We start from the raw sequence: 18,633 nt of genomic DNA, 5'->3' as shown, positions 1-18,633 counted from the left end.
GCCGTCAGCCGCGATCGCCACAGAGCAGGCCGCTGCCGCGAATCTCCCCCAGCCGTCCGTCGCCGATCCCCCCGATCCGGGTGAGTTCGGTGGCACCTCGCCACGGCCGCCCGGCGATGATATCCGCGGCGCGCGCCGGCCCCACGTGGGGCAGCTCGGCGAGCCGCGTCGCGTCGCTGTCGTTGAGGTCGATGCAGCGCCTCCGCGAGCCGCCGACCGCCAGCGCCCCGCCGCCTGCCGCCGGTATGGGCTCGAGGCGTGCGCCGTTGAGCGCCAGGTAGACCGGCGCATGGTCCGAGACCCGCTCGCGCGATGCCCGGTGATCCAGGGGCAGCAGTGCCGGATAGCGCAGGATGCCCCGGCCGTCGGGCGTCAGGCGCTCGGCGTCGTACCAGAGGTTGTCGTAGAGGCTTGCGTACTCGCCCGCCGTGGTCGCCAGGGTCGAGCGCCCCTCGGTGATCGCCGGCACCGCGCCCAGGGCACGCAGCGGCGCCCAGCCCGGATGGTCGGGCGGCAGGTTGAAGTCGCCCGCCAGCAGCCGCGGCGTCTGTGGCGCGATCTCGCCGAGCCACTGCCAGTAGTCGGCCAGCGCCGCGATCTCCGGCAGGCGGTCGCCCACGCTGTCGCCGTAGACCACGTGCACGGTCGCCAGGGTGAAGCGCTCGCCGCTCGCCACGTCGCGAAAGCGCGCCGAGTAGGGCTCGCGGGAGAAGACGTCGCCGTGATCGATGAACACCACGGCCCCGTCCTGGTAGGCCACCTCGCTCTCCCGCCACAGGAAGCCGTAGTGCTCCTCGTAGGAACCGCGCCCCAGAGCGTGGCTGGCCATGGAGGACCAGGCCTCGCCCGAGCGCGCCTCGAGCTCACGCTCCAGCGCGCTCAGGGCCACCGGATCCATCAGCTCCTGCACCGCCAGCAGGTCGAAATGGTTGGCCACGTGGGCTACCTGGGGCATGGCCTTGTCGTTGTTCCAGCCCAGATGCTCGATGTTCCAGCTGCCGACGAGCACGTCGGCCGAGAGGGAAAGGGGGGACAGGGCCAGCAGCCCTGCCAGCAGATAACGCGGCATGCCATCTCCAGGCAAAAGGCCGCTATCCTGGCGGCATTTTGCATGAAGATCAATCTGTTACGAAAGGCGACAAACGAGGGAGAGAGATAACCGGCCCGGGACTCAGCGCCACCCGAGCCACAGCGCGGCGGCGGCCACGCCCAGCAGGAAGAGCGTCAGGCCGAGGCGCCGGGTCGGCAGGTGCGCCGCGCCGATGAGGGCGTGCGAGGGCCTGCCCGGGTCGTGGCGAATCGCCAGCGTGCGGCCGGGCGGGTAGTCGGCCAGGTACGCCTCGGCCTCCTCCCGGCTCTCGAAGGTGGGCGCGCCATCGAAGCGGCCGTTGTCGGAGATGATCTCATGGCCGTCGACCCGATAGGCGAAGTGCACCCGCGCCAGGTAGCGGCGCGACTGATCCGGGCTCTCGCGATTCTGCACCGGCGAACCGAGCTCCTCGAGCTCGCTGCCGGTCACCGTGGCCGTCACCTGCGGCCAGCGATTCGCGCCGCGCCGCCGCCATACGCCGCGCGCCGAGAGGACGGCACCGGCCAGGGCGGCGACGGCGATCAGCAGGGGGATATCGAGCATGGTCTTCGGCTCCTCACCGGGTCAGCCGACATGATGGCCGTCGACGGCACCGCTGCAAAGGCGCCATACAAAAAGGCCGCGCCCCAAAGGGCGCGGCCTGGTCACGCACGACAGCCGGGCGATCAGCCTTCGGCGGCGGCCGTGTAGGGGGCCGGCTGCTCACGCTCCACCCACAGCGGGTTGCTCCAGGCGGTCTCGTCGTCCTGGTCGTCGACCTCGAGGGCGACCCAGCCCTCGACGGCCTCGCCCAGGGTGAACGAGAGGCTGGCCTCGCGGCCGTCCAGGGCGACGGTCTCGAGCACCTCACCGCCCGGTCCGATCAGGCGGGCCTCCTTGAGGCCGTCGACGGCCACGACGTCCACCTGCCAGGTGAAGGCCTCGCCCTCGGGCAGGCGCAGCTCGTCGCCGAACAGGCCATTGCGCGGATGCAGCAGCGGGCCCTGGGTCGCGTAGCCGTGACCGTCCTTGAGGGCGCGGGCGAAGGCGCGCGGAGTCAGCTCGCCCGGCACCTTGGCCATCATGCGAATGCGGCCGGTCAGGTCGTTCCAGGCATCGTGGGTGTCGGTGCCCGCGGTGAAGAAGACGCGGCTGCCCTCGTCCCACAGGTTATGCGCCGTCTGAAGCGTCGGGACGTTGTCGACCTCGGCGTTGAGCTCCAGCAGGTCGAACCCGGTGGCGAAGCCGCCCGGCACGCTGTCGTTGGCGAGGTTGCGCAGGTAACCGTAGTCGTTGAACGGGTGGTTGAGGGGGATCACCTCGGCGTTCAGGCGACGGGCCTCCGCCAGGATCTCCTGGACGCTGTCGGTACCCGGATCCACCTGAAGCTCACCGGCAATGTCGATGGGGAAGGGATTCATGTGCCCCCAGGACGCCGACACCTCCATGGACGGGATGAAGGGCACGCCGCGCTGCCCGGAGAGCGCCTGGAAGCGTTCATGGTTGGCCGTGGAGTCATGGTCGCTGATGAACGTCAGGTCGAGATCGGTGGCAAGCTGCGCCCGAACGACCGTCTCCGGCGGAGTGGTGCCCTCGAGGATGTTGGCGTGGTGGTGCAGGTCGGCGCCGTACCAGGAGTCGTTGTTGGGCTCGGCGAGCCGCTCGATCTCGAGGGTCTTCTGCACGCTCTCGCCGGAGGCCAGGCTGACCTCGAGCTCCTGCTGCCCGGCGGTGAAGCCGGCGCCGGCATTGACGCTCATGCGATAGTCGCCGGGCGCCAAGTTGAGCTCCGCCGTGCCGGCCGGGGTCAGCTCGGTGAAGAAGGTCTGCTTGCCGAGGAACTCGACGGGCGGCTGCTGCCCCTCGAGGATTGCCAGGCGGGCATCGCGGGGCGCGCCGGTCTCGGCATCGCGCACGTCGAGGCTCAGCGTCCCCGGCCCTTTAAGGCCCGCGAAGTCGAGCGTCTGCTCGCCGCCCTCGGTCACCGTCAGCGCGACGGGCTCGCTGTTGGCGTGGCCCTGGGCCGTGGCATAGGCGCGGTACTCGCCCGCCGGCAGGGACATCGCGAAGCTGCCGTCCTCGGCCAGGGTCCAGGCATAGGGGTGGCCGTCCTGCTCCACCATGACCAGGCCGTCCTGCGGGGCCTCGCCGCTGTCGTTGCGCAGGCTGCCCGCGATCTGCCCGACGGCATCGCCATGCCGCTCGGCCTCGAAGGCCACCACCGGCGCCAGGTCGCCCTCGGGCACCACCTGCAGCCAGCCATCGAAGGTGCGCGACTCGCCGGGCGCGAGGTCATGCTCCAGGTACATGTCCTGGCCTTCGTAGTTGACGCGATCGAAGTAGGGGGTATGCAGCGCGAAGACCCAGTCGCGATCGTAGGCGACCATGCGATCGGTCAGCGCCTCAACGGCCACGGTTTCCTTGGCATCGCCAAGCCCCGGGACGCCGAACAGGAAGCCGGTGTCCGGCCACAGGGTGTAGCCCGAACGAATGGCCTCCAGCGGCGCCTCGCCGGCGTTTTCCAGCTCGGTCTTGAGCCGGATGCGATCGCTTCCCGCCTCGAGGGTGTAGCTGGTGGTGACCCAGGCCTCGCCCCAGTTGCGGCGGATGCGGACCACGGCACGCTCGGGCGAGTCCTCGACGATCTCCACCTCCTTGCCGTCGTTGGGCCAGGAGGACCAGTTGTTGGGGATGAAGTCGGCGAAGGCGATGCGATCCAGGTCGATCTCGCCCTCCTTCACGGCGGCCAGGTCGACCAGGGTGCCGCGGGGCACGCCCCAGGGCGGCGCGGATTCCACGGCGAGGGAGAAGGCCAGCCGCTCATTGGCGATGGTCAGGTCCTCGCTCGCCTGGGCTTCCCCATCGGGGATCGTTGTGGCGCCGCGGGTGATGCTGACATCGGCGTGAGACGCCGCGGAGGCGCCGGCCAGCAGGCCGGCAAGCAGTAGTCGTTCGAGCCGCTTGGTCATTGAAGCGCTCCCTTGCAGAGTATGTCGTTATTGGTAGGTAACGCTTCTATCCTGCTTTATTTTGATTGACCATTCAAATAACGACCACGAGGCGGTCTGGCGCGGCTTGATCTCCTGGCGACGCCGGGAAACGGCTGACATGGGCTCTGTCCGGTTAGCCCGTCGCCGAACGAAAAAAGGCCGCCGATCAATGATCGGCGGCCTTCTGGATGCTTTCCTCACCCCGGCCCGCAGGCCGAGTTCAAGGCTTACTTGGCTGCCTTGGATGCGGTGACGGCCTTGCTGGCGGTCTCGGTGGCCTGCTGGGCGCTTTCCTGGGCCTGCTTGACGCTGCCCTCGCTCAGTTTCTGGCTTTCCTGGGCGAACTCCTGCTGGAGAGCCGTCATCTTCTCGGCATCGCCCTGCACGCGCTCGGTCAGAGACTTGGCGACCTCCTGCTGGCCTTCCAGGAAGCTCTTGAAGCCTTCGGCGTCCTTGACCTCTACCAGCTTGCGCAGCTGCGCCATGTTGGTGTCGGCATAGGCCTTGGTGGCGTCGAGCTGGGCGTTAACCATCTTCTCGGTGAAGTCGACGGACAAGGCGGCAAAGGCACGCGCCGGAGCGAAGAACATGGACTCGAACTGAGCGGTGTCGAATTGCTTGGTGTCGAAAGCGAATACGTTGGTCATGATGGGAACCTCCAAGGTTCTGAGTACCATGGAACGGGCGATCCCCGTTCTGATGGATTGCATCATAGCAGGCGCTTTTGTGCAGTGCAACATAAGCCCTTCGTATCGCCGAAGGTCCGTGCGCCAGGGCGCATGGGCTGGCATTCGCCCGCCCGCCGGAAAAAAACGCCTGACCGCCTGGGCATGCGTCGATCAGGGACCCGCAATTCAGATCAATGTAATGCATCGGCCACACCACTGGGCTAGCCTGTGCTGCAACGCAATAAATCGTGGAGCCCCTATGACGAACCCCTTCTCTCTGGAGGGCAAGGTCGGCATCGTGACCGGCCTGGCCAACCAAGACAGTATCGCCTTCGGCTGTGCCCAGGCCCTGCACCAAGCCGGCGCCGAGATGCTGGTGACCTATGCCAGCCCCAAGGCCGAGCGCTTCGTCACTCCACTCGGTGCCGAGATGGGTCATCCCGAACTGCGGCTCTGCGATGTGCAGGACGACGCCCAGCTGGATGAGCTTTTCGACCGGGCTCATCAGCGCTGGGGGCGTCTGGACTTCGTGGTGCACTCGATCGCCTTTGCACCGCTGGATGACCTGCATGGCCGCGTGGTGGATTGCTCGCGAGACGGTTTCACGCTGGCGATGGATGTCTCCTGCCACTCCTTCCTGCGCATGGCGAAACGCGCCGAGTCGCTGATGCCGCATGGCGGCACCCTGGTGTGCATGTCCTACTACGGCGCCGAACGGGTGGTGGACAACTACAACCTGATGGGCCCGGTGAAGGCCGCCCTGGAATCCGCCACCCGCTACCTGGCCGCCGAGCTGGGGCCCAAGGGCATTCGCGTGCACGCCGTCTCCCCGGGGCCGATCCGCACCCGCGCGGCCTCCGGCCTCCAGGATTTCGAGGCCCTGGCCCGGGAAAGCGAAGCCCATGCGCCGTTGCGGCGTTTGGCGACGGTGCGCGACGTGGGCAATGCGGTCGTCTACCTGGCCTCCCCTGCCGGCGCCGCGACCACCGGCTCGCTGCACTATGTCGATGCCGGCGACCACATCCGCTACTGAGCCCCACATCGCCAGCGAAGCCCCTGGCGAAGCGAACGACGAGGAGAGGAAAATGCCCGCGACAAGCGACGATGGCCTTATAGAGAACCGCACCTTCGACGAGATCAGGATCGGCGACCAGGCGTGTCTCGAAAAGCGCCTGACCATGGAAGACATCAAGCTTTTCGCGATCATGTCCGGCGACGTCAACCCGGCCCACGTCGACGACGACTTCGCCCGCAGCACGCGCTTCCAGGAGGTGATTGCCCATGGCATGTGGGGCGGCGCGCTGATCTCCACGGTGCTCGGCACCCAGCTGCCCGGGCCCGGCACCATCTACATGGGGCAGACCCTGAGCTTTCACGCCCCGGTCAACCTCGGCGACGTGCTCAAGGTGAGCGTCCGCGTCACGGCGAAGGACGAGGCGAGAAAGCAGCTCGACCTGGAGTGCCGCGGCGAGAATCAGAAGGGCAAGGTCGTCATTGAGGGCCAGGCCCATGTGCTCGCCCCGACCGAGAAGATTCGGCGGCCGCGCACCGCCATGCCCGAGGTGCGTCTCGCCGAGCGTGGCCGCCTGCATGAGATCCTCAGCGCCGCCGACCACCCCGAGCCCATCACCATGGCCGTGGTCCACCCGGTGGATCGCGAATCGCTGCTGGGCGCCGTGGCCGCCGCCGAGCATGGGCTCATCGTGCCCTTGCTGGTGGGCCCCGCGGGCAAGATACAGGCCGCCGCCGATGCCGCCGAGGTCGATCTCCGTGACATCGAGGTGATCGACACGCCGCACAGTCACGCCGCGGCAGAAAAGGCCGTGGCCCTGGTACGCGAAGGTCGCGCCGCTTCGCTGATGAAGGGGGCCCTGCACACCGACGAGCTGATGCGCGAAGTGTTCAAGCGCGAGAGCGGCCTGCGCACCGAACGCTGCATCAGCCACGTGATGGCGTTCGACGTGCCCACCTACCCCCGCCCGCTGTTCATCACCGATGCCGCCATCAACATCTATCCCACCCTCGCCCACAAGCGCGACATCGTGCAGAACGTGATCGAGCTGGCCCAGGCGCTGGGCAACGCCGACCCCAAGGTGGCGATACTCTCGGCGGTGGAAACCATCAACCCCAAGATCACCTCCACCCTGGACGCCGCCGCGCTCTGCAAGATGGCCGAACGCGGCCAGATCACCGGCGGTACACTGGATGGCCCGCTGGCCTTCGACAACGCCGTCTCCGAGTCCGCCGCCGAGGCCAAGCACATCGTCTCGCCGGTGGCCGGCAAGGCCGACATCCTGGTCGCCCCGGATCTCGAGGCCGCCAACATGCTGATGAAACAACTCACCTACCTCGCCGACGCCACCGGTGCCGGCATCGTGCTGGGGGCCAGGGTGCCGATCGTGCTGACCAGCCGCGCCGACGAAGCCATCACGCGCATGGCCTCCTGCGCCCTGGCATTGCTGCTGGCCGACCACCAGCAGCGCCAGGGCGCCGCGCCGCAACAGGAGCGCTGAGATGGGCGATATCCTGGTCATCAACAGCGGTTCGTCGAGTCTCAAGTTCGCCCTGTTTTCCGCGCCCGATGCGGACTATCACGACCTCGACGGCCTCGCGCTGCGTTATCAAGGCAAGCTCACCGGGCTCGGCCAGGGTCAGGCCGCCTCCGCCGCCCGCCTGGCAGACGCTGAGGGCCGGCCGGTACGGGCCGGCGCCTTCAGCGACCTGCCCCCCGCCCTGGATCATCACGGTGCGTTGGTGCGGCTGCTCGACTGGATCGATGAGCGTCCCGATCTCGACGACCTCGCCGTGGTCGGCCATCGCGTGGTGCACGGCGGACGCCACTTCCATGCACCGGTGGTGCTCGACGCGGCCATCATCGATGAACTGCAGACCCTCGAGCCCCTGGCTCCGCTGCATCAGCCCTTCGGCCTCGAGCCGATCAGGCGCCTGGCCGAGCGGCTTCCCGAGATCACGCAGATCGCCTGCTTCGATACCGCCTTTCACACCACCCAGCCGGCAGTGGCCAGGCACTTCGCCCTGCCTCGCGAACTGACCGCCAGGGGCCTGATTCGCTACGGCTTTCATGGACTCTCCTACGACTACATCAATCGCATGCTGCCCCGTCACTTGAACGGCCAGCCCGCCGGACGGGTGGTGGTCGCCCACCTGGGCAACGGCGCCAGCCTCTGCGCCATTCAGGACGGCCAGAGCGTGGGCTCGACCATGGGCTTCACCGCGCTCGAAGGCCTGCCCATGGGCACCCGCTGCGGCAGCCTCGATCCCGGCCTGGTCCTCTACCTGCTCGGCGAGGAGGGCATGAGCGTCGACGAGGTCAATGAGCTGCTCTACTCACGCTCCGGCCTGCTCGGCGTTTCCGGCATCAGTGGCGACATGCGCCGACTGCTGGAGAGCGACGCCGCCGAGGCCCGGGAAGCGATCGACCTCTTCGTGTATCGCATCGTCCGCGACATCGGCAGCCTCGCCGCCGCCATGGGCGGGCTGGATCATCTGGTGTTCACGGCGGGCATCGGCGAGCGGGCGGCCCCGGTGCGCCGCGCCATCGCCCGGGGGTGCGCCTGGCTCGGCGTTGACCTGGACGACGATGCCAATCGTCACGATGCGGCCTGCATTTCCCGCACCAACAGCCGCGTCGGCGCCTGGATCATCCCCACCGACGAGGAACGCATGATCGCCTGGCACGCCAGCCGACTGAAGGCGACACCCGCCTGAAGGGGCGCGTGGGCGGCGTGGCAGCGGGTCCAGACACACGATCTTTCTTGATATGACTCGACTCGAGGCGGCTGTTACTGTCTGGCTTCTGGTTGGAACCCAGACAGCGGCCCTGCACATGCGCATGGCACCAGAGGAGCCCCCATGGAATTTTCGCAAGGCGTCCGAGGGCGCGATCAGGAGCTCATTGCGCTGTTCACGGCGACCTTCACCGCCTCTGAGGGAGCGTCGGAAGGTACGCTGATTGGCGACCTGGTGCGTGACCAGCTGTCTCGCACGCCAGCGGCGGATCTCTATGTTTTCACCGCCGAGTCCGCTGGCATGGTCATCGGTGGGGCAGTCTTCACGAGGCTGAACTACGACCAGGATGATCGGAGCGTGTTTGTACTCGGCCCAGTAGCAGTGGCGACCGAGTGGCAAGGCCAAGGTATTGGGCGGCAGCTGCTGACCTATGCTCTGCAGACGCTGCGTGAGGCGGGGATCGACATCGCCGTGACCTATGGTGACCCCAACTACTACTCGCGTGTTGGCTTTGCGCCGGTCACTGAGGCATTCATTCCGGCGCCGTTCAAGCTGCAATACCACGAGGGCTGGCTCGCACAATCACTCACGAAGACCGAGATGACGCCGCTGAAGGGAACGGCGCACTGTGTCGAGGCGTTCAATGATCCAGCCTTCTGGTAGCGGACGTACCGCGCAGTGAATCCCATGTCGACGGCGCTACCATCCTTCAAGTGACGTGCCTCGAGGCGGCTGCTGCCTGGCCTCTACCTAGAACCCAGATAGTGCTCAGCCTACGAGCGATGACGGATGGTATGCGACAGTTACCTGAGGCCAAACGGCATTTTCACGACACCGGCCTACGCTTCAGGCTGGTGCGCTTCTCGTGATAAGCGATCGCCAGGCCACTGGCGATGATGATCAGGGTGCCGATATAGACCCACAGATCCGGCTGCTCATCCCAGAACCACCAGCCCAGTAGCACCGCCCAGACCATGGCGGTGTAATCGAAGGGTGCAGCAAGCGCCGCTGGAGCATGGCGAAAGGCCAAGGTGATGCTGGCCATGGCGCCGATGCCGAAGACACCGGCGGCCAGAAACCCCAACCAGTGCCAGGGCAAGGGCGGTTGCCAAACCCAGGGCAATAGAGCGCCGGTAACCAGCAGTGGCACAAGGGTCACGTAGAAGACCATCGCCCACAGATATTCTCGGACCCCATAGCGTCGGGTGGTGATCATCACCAATGCGTAAAAGAGCGCGGTAGCCACTACCACCAGCCCCCCCGGTTGAAAGCTCTCCCCGCCAGGACGCACTACCACCAGTACCCCGAGGAATCCGACAATGGCGGCTGTCAGGGGCAAGCCTTCAACTCGCTCGCCGAGCAGTGGCACCGAGAGCAGCGTCACGAAGAGTGGTGCGGCGAAGGCGATCGCAGTGGTCTCTGCCAGCGGTAGCAGCGTTAAGCTATACACGAAGCACAGCATCGCCGCAGTAGCCAATAAGCCACGTACTAGGTGCAAGCCCGGACGCTGGGTGGACAGCTTGCGAAGGCCGCCGCTGAAGTGGGCGATCAGGGCGATCAATGGAAGAGAAACCAGGGTACGGAAGAAGATGATCTGGACTGGCGAATGCACCTCGCCCAGCCACTTGGAAAGTGCATCACCCGCCGAAAAGCAGAACACTCCGGCACACATCCACAGAATGCCTTTCAATGACGGCGGCATATGCTCCTCCTTGATCCCGTTTTTTCGCACCCGCAACGGATCCGAAAAAGAAGGAGCTACCCTAACCGACCCCGCTACCTTCGGCGATGGAAGGGCCCGTTGGGTTAGGTGACCGCTACTTTCGGTCGTCGCTTCGCCGAGGTAATAGCGTACTGTCTGGCTTTCATCTGAAACATAGACAGTCATCGCTCTCAGGAAGAAACCGGGCCAGGACAGTCATGGGATCTCTTCCGCCGCACCCCGAGTCGAGTCATCGAAAGCCGGAAACTACGCAGACAAGTGGCCAATGATGCGGTGCCCACGGCCGCTTGGGCGGCCGCGGCGTTAGCGTCGACGGCAGGCCGGTGACCGGCACCGACGTCGACCGGGTCGCTTCCTCGCCAGATGACGAACGCCTCGGCGAAGCCCGCGCCAGGCGCCACGAAACACCTTGGCAAACAGCGCCGCGCGCAGCCGGGCGTTGCGCTGCTCCAGCTCGCGCATCTTCGGGTCAGGGTTGTGGAAAGCCATCGGCTTCTCCGCGACCGATTCAGGCGCGGGCGACCTTCACCGCCGTGCCCGTCGCCACCAGAAACAGCATCGACTTGCCGCCGCCGGAGATCTCGCTGTAGTCGAGATCGATGCCGATGACGGCATTGGCACCCCTCGACGCCGCCTCCCGGCGCAGCTCGTCCAGGCAGGAGACGCGAGCATCGCGAAGCGCATCCTGGGATGACTTGTTGCGCCCGCCGAAGAAGTCGCGAAAGCCGGCGAACATGTCCTTGAGAACGTTCATGCCGAACACGCATTCGGCGGACACGATGTCGATGTGTTCGGTCACCCGGTAGCCCTCGAGGTGCGAGGAGGTAGTGAGGATCACGCGCTCGGACATACGGAGTTTCTCCCTGTAATGGCGGTCACGGTAGGCGAGGCGGCACGAGTAACGGCACGACGACCGCCCACCCATCATGCGCAGGGGGCGAGCGGGCGGGCAAGCTTTGCCCCTCTCCTTTCCCCTCTCCTCTCGCCGCTCTCTCACCCCCAGGCACCCTGCCGCTGCGCGGTCTTGCCAGCGCCAACGCTTGGAGGCACGCAAGCAGATGGGCCGTCGGGAGAGGCGTTGAGCCCTGGAGCCCGACTTACGGGTAAAGGAATAGCTTTCGAGGCCGATACCGAGTTACTGCGTTAAATCCCGAGGAGGCTCCCCCTTGAAATCAGATGCCCGCTCCAAACCCCGCCTTGCCATGACGATCCAGACGAAGGTGCTCGCCCTGGTGCTGATACCGCTGTTCCTGGCAACGGCCATCCTGGTCACCAAGGCCGCCCTGGTGAGCCAGGAAAAGACCAAGACGCTGCTCGAAGAACAGCGGGCTTCCCTCATGGAGAACCGCCAGGCCGCCGTACAGGATGTCGTGCGAACGGCCGTGTCCTCGATCCAGCCGATCATCGAGAATGACGGCCTGACGCCGCAGCAGGCGACACGGCGCGCTGCCGATGCGCTGCGCAGCGTCGCGTTCGGACAGGATAACTACCTGTTTGTCTACGACGCCCAGGGCATCAACGTCGCGTCGCGACTCAACCCGGAGAACGAGGGGGTCAGCATGCTGGCGGCGAAGGACGCCGACGGTAAGCCGCTCGTCAGCGACATGCTCGAGATCGCCAAGAACGGGGGAGGGTTCTACGACTACACGTGGGAGCACCCGGTATCCGGCCAGCCTTCCCCCAAGGTCAGCTATGTCATGTCCATTCCTGAGTGGGAGTGGATGGTTGGGGCTGGTGTCTACACCACGGACATCGACGCCGCGATGGCAGACGCCCAGGCGGTGGCCACCGCCGGTCTCCGCCAGTCCGTCATTACCGACATCGTGTTCGGGGTCGTGATGTTTGCGCTGGTGGCCCTGCTGGCCCTGGTGCTGGTGCGCCGCACGGTGCGGCCGATACGCATCACCGCCGACGCCATGCGCGACATTGCCCACGGCAAGGGCGATCTGACCAAGCGCCTGCAGGTCACCTCGCACGACGAGCTTGGCAAGCTGTCGATCGAGTTCAACGCCTTCGTCAGCCGGATGCAGGAGACGCTGCAGGAAGTCCGCGCCAGCAGCGACCAGGTCTTCAGCGCCTCGGGGGAGATCGCCGAAGGCAGCCAGGAGCTGGCGACTCGGACGGAACAGGCAGCGGCCAACCTGCAGGAGACGTCCTCTTCCATGGAGCAGATCTCCGCCAACGTGGCTCACGCGGCCGATGGCGCGAAGCAAGGCGAGAGCCTGGCACGCAGTGCCGCTACGGTGGCCGAGGAGGGTCAGGGGGCGATGCAGCAGGTCGAGACGACCATGACCGACATCGCCAAGTCGGGCAGCCAGATCCGCGACATCATCACCCTGATCGATGGCATCGCCTTCCAGACCAACATCCTGGCGCTCAATGCCTCGGTCGAGGCCGCGAGAGCCGGCGAACACGGGAGAGGGTTCGCCGTGGTGGCAAGCGAGGTGCGCACCCTGGCCAGTCGCAGCGCGGATGCGTCGAAGGCGATCCGCACGCTGATCGACGAGTCGACGACCCACACGGACACCGGCACGCAGCTGGTCGCGGGAGCCGGCGATAAGATTCGCGAGATCGTCGACAGCGTCAGCCAGATGGCGGGCGTGATGACCGAGATCAGCGCGGGGGCGGGTGAGCAAAGCTCCGGCATCACCCAGATCAACACCGCCGTCTCCGAGATGGACGCCATGACCCAGCAGAATGCCTCGATGGTGCAGCAGACCTCCACCGCCGCCGTGGAGCTGCGCCGGCATGCGGGCAAGCTCAATGAGCTGGTCGGCTCCTTCGTCCTGGGAGAGAGCGAAGCCCCCCAGGCGAGCAGGGAGTCTCGCACGCAGACCACGCCCCCGATGCGCACGCCACCCCAGCCCCACGCGGCAAAGAGCACGTCGCGCGCAGACGAGGTAGCCGAGTGGGAGTCGTTCTAACCGCCCGGCGGGCAACCGAATCGCCGCAGCGCCGGACCGCCGGACCGCCAATATCGGGCGCTCCGGCGGCGGCGCCTCGAGAGAGCATCATGACACTGCGCCGTGCACTCCTGAGTGCGCGGCGCAGTGCCGTCATCATCCTCAGAAGGTGTAGATCACCCCGGCGGTGAGCATGTCGAGATCATTGATCTCGTCGGCGTCGATGCGCTCGTACTCCAGCCGGCCGCTCAGGCCGAACAGCCCCAGCCGCGCGCCCACGCCGTAGACCGGATCGGTGCCGGAGCGGTCGCCGAGCCCACGGCCGCGACGCTTGGCGTCCCAGTCGGCCATGCCGGCCTTGGCATAGAGGCCCAGCGGGCCGAAGCTCAGCCCGGCCAGCCCCATGGCCTGGAAGCTCTCCACCTCGAGGGTCGCCGAGCGGCCGCCCACATCGCCATCGAGCTCGCCGGTGTTGACGTAGCTCACCTCGGCGCCGAGATCGATCAACGGCAGCCAGCCGAAGTGATAGCCGCCGGTGAGTTTCCAGTGGCTCGTCTCGTCGTCGAAGTCGCCATCAGCGTGGGTCTCGCCGGCGCCGGCTCCGACATAGAAGCCGGTACCGGCGGCCATGGCGGGCGCGGCGCTCAGCGCAAGGGCCGAGGCCAGGCCGGCGGCCATCAGGGGGCGGAAGAAGAACGTCCGAGGCATGTCATCACTCCTGTGAGCCTTTCAGGGAGCGGCGAGTGTACGCGACCACGCGGCGACACCACAGCCCGCGGCCGTGGCGCGCCTCGCAAGCCTTGGGATGTTCGTCCGCGGAGGGCCTTGCCTAGCCGTTGAGCCACCAGGTGGCGGCATTGAGGTAGGCGGCGAAGCTCACCCAGGCGAGATAAGGCACCAGCAGCCAGGCGGCGGCGGGCGAGACCCGGGCGAAGCGGCGGATCGTCAGGGCGATCAGCCCCCACAGCAGCAGCAGGTCGAGCAGCGCCAGGCCCATCCAGTGCAGGCCGAAGAAGAGAATCGACCAGAGCGCGTTGGCGACGAGCTGGGCCAGGAAGGGCCAGAGGGTCTGCCAGCGCGCCGCGGGCGGTACCGCCAGGGTGACCCGCCAGGCGGCCAGTGCCATCAGCAGGTAGAGCGTGCTCCAGGCAATGGGGAAGGCGAGGTCGGGCGGCGTGAGCGGCGGCTTGGTAAGGCCTGCATACCAGTCGCCGGGCGGGGTGGCGATGCCAGTCAGGGCGGCCAGCGCCACCAGCGCCAGCCAGCCCGTCAGCACCAGGGCGGAACGCATCGCGGTCATGATCACTCCATGTCATGGTGAATTCGGTATCGTAGGCGGTGGCTGTCCTGCCGTGAAGCATATGTGCTGGGAGAGAGACATGGACGAGATCCTGGATGCCCTCATCGTGGGCGGCGGCATGGTCGGCGCAACGACCGCCGCGGCGCTGGCTCAGGCCGGCATGCGCGTGGCGCTGGTGGAGGGCGGCGAGCCGCCCGCGGCGATCCCCGATGACGCCCCCTTCGACCTGCGGGTCTCGTCGCTCAACCTCGCCTCCCAGCGCCTGCTGGAGGCGATCGGCGCCTGGGACCACATCCCCGAGGCCCGGCGCTGCCCCTTCCGGCATATCGAGGCCAGCGACGAGTCCGGCCAGCGCCATGTCCACTTCGGCGCCGAGGCGCTCGAGCTGCCGGACTTCGGCCACTTCGTCGAGAATCGGGTGATCCGCCGCGCCCTGTGGCAGCGCCTTTCCGAGCTGCCGCAGGTGAGGGTCATCTGCCGCGCCGGCCCGGTGGCCTGGCTCCCCGGCGGGCAGCACGGCCTGCTGGAGCTCGACGACGGCCGGCTGCTGGCCGCGCGGCTGGTGGTGGGGGCCGACGGGGCCGGCTCGCGTACCCGGGCGCTTGCCGGCATCGCCACCCGCGACGAGGACTATGGCCAGCGCGCCCTGATCATCAATGTGCGTACCCGGCTGCCCCAGCAGGATGTGAGCTGGCAGCGCTTCACCGCCAGCGGGCCCAGGGCGATGCTGCCACTGCCCGGCCACCACGCCTCGCTGGTGTGGTATGACGGCGACGCGGCCACCCGAGCCCGAGAGGCGCTCGACGACGAGGCGCTGCGCCAGGCCATCGAGCGCGACTTCCCCGAGCGGCTGGGCGGCGTCGAGGCAGTGCTGGGTCGCGCCAGCTTTCCCATCCGCCGCCGCCACGCCGAGCGCTACGTGCGCCCGCGCCTGGCGCTGGTGGGCGACGCCGCCCATGTGATCCACCCGCTGGCCGGGCAGGGGCTCAACCTCGGCCTGCAGGATGCCGAGGCGCTGAGTCGCCGAGTAACCGCCGCCTTCCGGGCCGGTCAGGATCCGGGCGATCGTCGGGTGCTGGCCGGCTATGGCCGGGAGCGGCGCCCCCAGACACTCGCGATGATCGCCGCCATGGAGACCTTCCATCGGGTATTCACCGGGGCGGCGCCCCTGCGCCAGGCCGGGGGCGCCGGGCTGGCGCTGGCCGACCGCCTGGAGAGTGCCAAGCGGCAGGTGATGCGCCACGCCCTGGGGCTCTGACCACGGACGATGACAGGCAGGCGGGAAGGCGACCGGGCGGTGGCCCGGGCACGTATTGTTATGTTATAACTTTCGCCGCATTCCCGGAGGCGTACCCCCATGGCACACCGACACCACCGGCATCGCCCCGAAGGGCCCTGCCACTTCTCGCTGATGTCGCTCTCCGCGACGCGCCGGCTGCTGCTCGTCGCCGCGCCGCTGGCCGCCCTGTGGCTGGCGGTCTCCTGGGCCGCGGGGTGGTGGTCCTGATGTCGCGCCTGCAACTCCACGACCTGCAGCTGGCCCGCGGCGGCCAGACGATCCTCGAGCACCTCGACGGGCGCTTCATGGACGGCGCCATCACGGCGCTGATCGGCGCCAACGGCGCCGGCAAGAGCACCCTGATCGCGGCGATCATGGGCATGCTGTCGCCCGTCGACGGGCGAGTCGAGTGCGTGGTACCCCGCGAGCGCCGTGCCTGGCTGCCCCAGCAGCTGGCGCTGGACCTGACCTTCCCGATGAGCGTGGAAGAGCTGATCATGAGCGGCACCTGGCCGAGCCACGGCGCCCTGAAGGGTTACTGCGGCCCCCACTACCGTCGCTGCCGCGAGATCATGGCCAAGCTGGGCATCTCGTCGCTGGCCCACCGCCCGCTGGGCGAACTCTCCGGCGGCCAACGCCAGCGCGCACTGTTCGGCCGCACCCTGATGCAGGAGGCCGAGCTGCTGCTGCTCGACGAGCCCTTCGCCAATGTCGACATCGAGACGGTGGACGTGCTGATGGAGGTGCTGCGCGAGATGGCCCGTGCCGGCACCACCATCATCGTGGTGCTCCACGACATGGAGCAGCTCGCCCGCCTGGCCGACGACGTGCTGCTGCTTTCCGGCGGCCACGGCCGCTGGGTGCGCCCCGACGCCCTGCTCGACCACCACAGCGGCCTGGTGCCCCGCGCACCGCGCCTGCCCCTGACCTTTCCGGATACTTCCCATGCTGGCACTGCTTGACGCCTGGCTGATCGCCCCCTTCGACTACGGCTTCATGCAGCGCGCCCTGGTGGCCGGGCTGGCGCTGTCGCTTGCCGCCCCGCCGCTGGGCGTGTTTTTGATGCTGCGCGGCATGAGCCTGATCGGCGACGCCATGGCTCACGCCATCCTGCCCGGCGTCGCGCTGGGCTTTCTGGCCGCCGGCTTCTCGCTGCCGATGATGAGCCTCGGCGGCATCCTCTCGGGGCTGTTGATCGCGGTGCTCGCCGGCAGCGTGTCGCAGATGACCGGCCACAAGGAGGACTCGGCCATGGCCAGCTTCTTCCTCATCTCGCTGGCCGCGGGGGTGATGCTGGTGTCGCTGGGCGGCAGCAGCGTGGACCTCACCCACGTGCTGTTCGGTTCGATCCTGGCCGTCGACTCCACCGCCCTGACGCTGATCGCCGGCATCAGCAGCCTGATCGTGATCACCCTGGCGGTGATCTTCCGCGCCCTGGTGGTGGAGTGCCTCGACCCGCTCTTCCTGCGCGGCCAGGGGGTGCGCGGCGGCCTGGTCCACGGCGTCTTCCTCGGCCTGGTGGTGCTCAACCTCACCGCCGGCTTCCAGACGCTCGGCACGCTAATGGCCGTGGGCCTGATGATGTTGCCCGCCACCACGGCGCGCTTCTGGAGCCAGCGCCTGGAGGGGCTGATCGCCATCGCCATCGGCGTGGCCCTCGCCGCCAGCACCGGCGGCCTGCTGCTCTCCTACCACCTGAGCCTGCCCTCGGGCCCGGCGATCATCCTGCTGGCCGGCCTCGCCTACGTGCTCTCCGCGCTGTTCGGCCGCCACCACAGCCTGACCGCCCGCCGGCGCCGCCATGCCCAGCCGCTGGGCGCCGCCGTCAACGACTGACATACCCAAACAAGGAAGCCCGCCATGCGCCTCTCCCGATCTCTTGCCCTGCTCGCCGGGATGCCCACCCTGCTGGCCCTGCCCGCCGCCCTGGCCGCCGAGCGCGTCCAGGTGGTCACCAGCTTCAGCGTGCTCGCCGACATGATCGACCAGGTCGGCGGCGAGCACGTCGAGGTGACATCGCTGGTCGGGCCGGACAGCGACGCCCACGTCTACTCGCCGCGCCCCACCGATGCCCGCCGGCTCGCCGAGGCGGACCTGGTGGTCTTCAACGGCCTGCAGTTCGAGGGCTGGATGGAGCGGCTGATCGACGCCAGCGACTTCGCGGGCCCGCTGGTGGTGGCGACCGACGGCCTCGAGGCACATCTCGGCGCCGCCGAGGACGACGGCCACGGTGACGAACACGGCGACCACGCCGAACACGCCGAACACGACCATGGTCACGAACATGGCGGGACCGACCCCCACGCCTGGCAGGACCTGGGGCTGGGCGAGGTCTATGTGGATAACATCCGCGACGGCTTGATCGCCGCCGACCCGGCTCACGGCGATGCCTACCGAGCCAACGCCGAGCGCTATCTCGACGCCATCGCCGCCGCCGACGACGAACTTCGCGCCCTGCTCGACGAGATCCCCGACGAGACCGCCGTGATCACCGGCCACGCCTCCTTCGGCCACTTCGCCCGCGCCTACGGCCTGCGCTTCCTCTCGCCCCAGGGGCTCTCCACCGCGGGCGAGCCGAGCGCGGCCAACATGGCGCGGCTGATCGACGTGATCCGCGAGCAGAACGTGCGGGCGCTGTTCCACGAGAACATGACCAGCCCCGCCATGATCGATCAGCTCGCCGAGGAGACCGATCTGCCGGTGGCCGGCACCCTCTATGCCGATGCCCTGGCGAGCGACGGCGAGGCCTCGAGCTGGCTCGGCATGATGCGCCACAACGCCCGGGTGCTCCACGATGCCCTGGCCGAACCGGGCCGTAATCATAAAGAGCCGGACCATGAAGAGCCGGGCCATGAAGCGCCGGGGCATGAGGGGAACGGCGACGCTCACGGCCACGCCGACGAGGAAGCAGCGGCGCACGACCACGCGCACTGAATCTTCACGCACCATCT

At 67.8% G+C, this 18,633-nt stretch carries 18 protein-coding genes; 10 read left to right on the top strand and 8 right to left on the bottom strand.

Translation table 11 applies throughout. The features are described 5' to 3' along the window. Positions 1-4: 4 nt before the first annotated feature. From RSO68_RS07765 to RSO68_RS07750, 4 genes are all read right to left on the bottom strand, one after another. Complete coding sequence (locus RSO68_RS07765; protein ID WP_315586160.1) at positions 5-1,069, bottom strand: endonuclease; 1,065 nt, start codon at positions 1,067-1,069, stop codon at positions 5-7. Between the two features lie 102 nt (positions 1,070-1,171). Continuing rightward, positions 1,172-1,633 carry a DUF3592 domain-containing protein gene (locus RSO68_RS07760; RefSeq protein WP_315586159.1) on the bottom strand — a complete coding sequence of 154 codons (462 nt, stop codon included), beginning with the start codon at positions 1,631-1,633 and terminating at the stop codon, positions 1,172-1,174. A gap of 122 nt (positions 1,634-1,755) precedes the next feature. Next, the gene (locus tag RSO68_RS07755; RefSeq protein WP_315586158.1) at positions 1,756-4,038 is read right to left on the bottom strand and encodes a CehA/McbA family metallohydrolase; all 2,283 of its coding nucleotides are present in this window, start codon (positions 4,036-4,038) and stop codon (positions 1,756-1,758) included. Between the two features lie 248 nt (positions 4,039-4,286). Next, positions 4,287-4,706 (bottom strand): phasin family protein, encoded by a 420-nt coding sequence (locus RSO68_RS07750; protein ID WP_315586157.1) that lies wholly within the window; start codon positions 4,704-4,706, stop codon positions 4,287-4,289. A gap of 280 nt (positions 4,707-4,986) precedes the next feature. Here RSO68_RS07750 and fabI point away from each other — a divergent pair, with 280 nt between their 5' ends. The 4 genes from fabI (at position 4,987) to RSO68_RS07730 (ending at position 9,140) form a co-directional block, all read left to right on the top strand. Beyond that, positions 4,987-5,760 carry an enoyl-ACP reductase FabI gene (gene fabI / locus RSO68_RS07745; protein ID WP_089846583.1) on the top strand — a complete coding sequence of 258 codons (774 nt, stop codon included), beginning with the start codon at positions 4,987-4,989 and terminating at the stop codon, positions 5,758-5,760. A gap of 52 nt (positions 5,761-5,812) precedes the next feature. Further along, on the top strand, positions 5,813-7,240 hold the full coding sequence (locus tag RSO68_RS07740) for a bifunctional enoyl-CoA hydratase/phosphate acetyltransferase (RefSeq protein ID WP_315586156.1): 1,428 nt from the start codon (positions 5,813-5,815) through the stop codon (positions 7,238-7,240). Position 7,241: 1 nt separating this feature from the next. Further along, the gene (locus RSO68_RS07735) at positions 7,242-8,456 is read left to right on the top strand and encodes an acetate/propionate family kinase (RefSeq protein WP_315586155.1); all 1,215 of its coding nucleotides are present in this window, start codon (positions 7,242-7,244) and stop codon (positions 8,454-8,456) included. A gap of 144 nt (positions 8,457-8,600) precedes the next feature. Further along, positions 8,601-9,140 (top strand): GNAT family N-acetyltransferase, encoded by a 540-nt coding sequence (locus tag RSO68_RS07730; RefSeq protein WP_315586154.1) that lies wholly within the window; start codon positions 8,601-8,603, stop codon positions 9,138-9,140. Between the two features lie 163 nt (positions 9,141-9,303). On the opposite strand, the gene RSO68_RS07725 is transcribed toward RSO68_RS07730, so the two are convergent. Together RSO68_RS07725 and RSO68_RS07720 are read right to left on the bottom strand one after the other, a co-directional pair. After that, complete coding sequence (locus RSO68_RS07725) at positions 9,304-10,179, bottom strand: DMT family transporter (protein ID WP_315586153.1); 876 nt, start codon at positions 10,177-10,179, stop codon at positions 9,304-9,306. Positions 10,180-10,708: 529 nt separating this feature from the next. After that, complete coding sequence (locus tag RSO68_RS07720) at positions 10,709-11,050, bottom strand: YbjQ family protein (protein WP_315586152.1); 342 nt, start codon at positions 11,048-11,050, stop codon at positions 10,709-10,711. A gap of 316 nt (positions 11,051-11,366) precedes the next feature. On the opposite strand from RSO68_RS07720, the gene RSO68_RS07715 reads away from it, so the two are divergent. Continuing rightward, entirely contained in the window at positions 11,367-13,124 is a 1,758-nt protein-coding gene (locus RSO68_RS07715) for a methyl-accepting chemotaxis protein (RefSeq protein WP_315586151.1), read from the top strand. Between the two features lie 141 nt (positions 13,125-13,265). On the opposite strand, the gene RSO68_RS07710 is transcribed toward RSO68_RS07715, so the two are convergent. Together RSO68_RS07710 and RSO68_RS07705 are read right to left on the bottom strand one after the other, a co-directional pair. Beyond that, complete coding sequence (locus RSO68_RS07710) at positions 13,266-13,811, bottom strand: outer membrane beta-barrel protein (protein ID WP_315586150.1); 546 nt, start codon at positions 13,809-13,811, stop codon at positions 13,266-13,268. Between the two features lie 121 nt (positions 13,812-13,932). Continuing rightward, positions 13,933-14,403 carry a TspO/MBR family protein gene (locus RSO68_RS07705; RefSeq protein ID WP_089846555.1) on the bottom strand — a complete coding sequence of 157 codons (471 nt, stop codon included), beginning with the start codon at positions 14,401-14,403 and terminating at the stop codon, positions 13,933-13,935. A 79-nt stretch (positions 14,404-14,482) separates the two neighbouring features. Here RSO68_RS07705 and RSO68_RS07700 point away from each other — a divergent pair, with 79 nt between their 5' ends. The 5 genes from RSO68_RS07700 to RSO68_RS07680 all read left to right on the top strand — a co-directional run bounded on the left by RSO68_RS07700 (position 14,483) and on the right by RSO68_RS07680 (position 18,616). Further along, entirely contained in the window at positions 14,483-15,661 is a 1,179-nt protein-coding gene (locus RSO68_RS07700; RefSeq protein WP_089846553.1) for a UbiH/UbiF/VisC/COQ6 family ubiquinone biosynthesis hydroxylase, read from the top strand. Positions 15,662-15,760: 99 nt separating this feature from the next. After that, entirely contained in the window at positions 15,761-15,910 is a 150-nt protein-coding gene (locus RSO68_RS07695) for a hypothetical protein (protein WP_175535013.1), read from the top strand. Further along, positions 15,910-16,644, top strand: a complete 735-nt coding sequence (locus RSO68_RS07690; protein WP_315586149.1) for a metal ABC transporter ATP-binding protein — start codon at positions 15,910-15,912, stop codon at positions 16,642-16,644. Before RSO68_RS07695 ends, RSO68_RS07690 begins: the two co-directional genes overlap by 1 nt. Then, positions 16,628-17,518 (top strand): metal ABC transporter permease, encoded by an 891-nt coding sequence (locus tag RSO68_RS07685; protein ID WP_315586148.1) that lies wholly within the window; start codon positions 16,628-16,630, stop codon positions 17,516-17,518. Before RSO68_RS07690 ends, RSO68_RS07685 begins: the two co-directional genes overlap by 17 nt. 24 nt (positions 17,519-17,542) lie before the next feature. Continuing rightward, positions 17,543-18,616 (top strand): metal ABC transporter solute-binding protein, Zn/Mn family, encoded by a 1,074-nt coding sequence (locus RSO68_RS07680; RefSeq protein ID WP_315586147.1) that lies wholly within the window; start codon positions 17,543-17,545, stop codon positions 18,614-18,616. The last annotated feature ends 17 nt before the right edge of the window (positions 18,617-18,633 follow it).

The organism is Halomonas saccharevitans (assembly GCF_032333995.1).
GTDB lineage: Bacteria > Pseudomonadota > Gammaproteobacteria > Pseudomonadales > Halomonadaceae > Halomonas > Halomonas saccharevitans.
This window is presented reverse-complemented; position numbering and strand designations above follow the sequence as displayed.

Bases quoted from the DNA above. Each gene is read 5' to 3' on its own strand.
- RSO68_RS07710 (WP_315586150.1), bottom strand. From the start codon at position 13,811: ATGCCTCGGACGTTCTTCTTCCGCCCCCTGATGGCCGCCGGCCTGGCC.
- RSO68_RS07680 (WP_315586147.1), top strand. From the start codon at position 17,543: ATGCGCCTCTCCCGATCTCTTGCCCTGCTCGCCGGGATGCCCACCCTG.
- RSO68_RS07740 (WP_315586156.1), top strand. From the start codon at position 5,813: ATGCCCGCGACAAGCGACGATGGCCTTATAGAGAACCGCACCTTCGAC.
- RSO68_RS07685 (WP_315586148.1), top strand. From the start codon at position 16,628: ATGCTGGCACTGCTTGACGCCTGGCTGATCGCCCCCTTCGACTACGGC.
- RSO68_RS07700 (WP_089846553.1), top strand. From the start codon at position 14,483: ATGGACGAGATCCTGGATGCCCTCATCGTGGGCGGCGGCATGGTCGGC.
- RSO68_RS07755 (WP_315586158.1), bottom strand. From the start codon at position 4,038: ATGACCAAGCGGCTCGAACGACTACTGCTTGCCGGCCTGCTGGCCGGC.
- RSO68_RS07760 (WP_315586159.1), bottom strand. From the start codon at position 1,633: ATGCTCGATATCCCCCTGCTGATCGCCGTCGCCGCCCTGGCCGGTGCC.
- RSO68_RS07735 (WP_315586155.1), top strand. From the start codon at position 7,242: ATGGGCGATATCCTGGTCATCAACAGCGGTTCGTCGAGTCTCAAGTTC.
- RSO68_RS07690 (WP_315586149.1), top strand. From the start codon at position 15,910: ATGTCGCGCCTGCAACTCCACGACCTGCAGCTGGCCCGCGGCGGCCAG.
- RSO68_RS07695 (WP_175535013.1), top strand. From the start codon at position 15,761: ATGGCACACCGACACCACCGGCATCGCCCCGAAGGGCCCTGCCACTTC.
- RSO68_RS07720 (WP_315586152.1), bottom strand. From the start codon at position 11,050: ATGTCCGAGCGCGTGATCCTCACTACCTCCTCGCACCTCGAGGGCTAC.
- RSO68_RS07705 (WP_089846555.1), bottom strand. From the start codon at position 14,403: ATGACCGCGATGCGTTCCGCCCTGGTGCTGACGGGCTGGCTGGCGCTG.
- RSO68_RS07750 (WP_315586157.1), bottom strand. From the start codon at position 4,706: ATGACCAACGTATTCGCTTTCGACACCAAGCAATTCGACACCGCTCAG.
- RSO68_RS07730 (WP_315586154.1), top strand. From the start codon at position 8,601: ATGGAATTTTCGCAAGGCGTCCGAGGGCGCGATCAGGAGCTCATTGCG.
- RSO68_RS07765 (WP_315586160.1), bottom strand. From the start codon at position 1,069: ATGCCGCGTTATCTGCTGGCAGGGCTGCTGGCCCTGTCCCCCCTTTCC.
- RSO68_RS07725 (WP_315586153.1), bottom strand. From the start codon at position 10,179: ATGCCGCCGTCATTGAAAGGCATTCTGTGGATGTGTGCCGGAGTGTTC.
- fabI (WP_089846583.1), top strand. From the start codon at position 4,987: ATGACGAACCCCTTCTCTCTGGAGGGCAAGGTCGGCATCGTGACCGGC.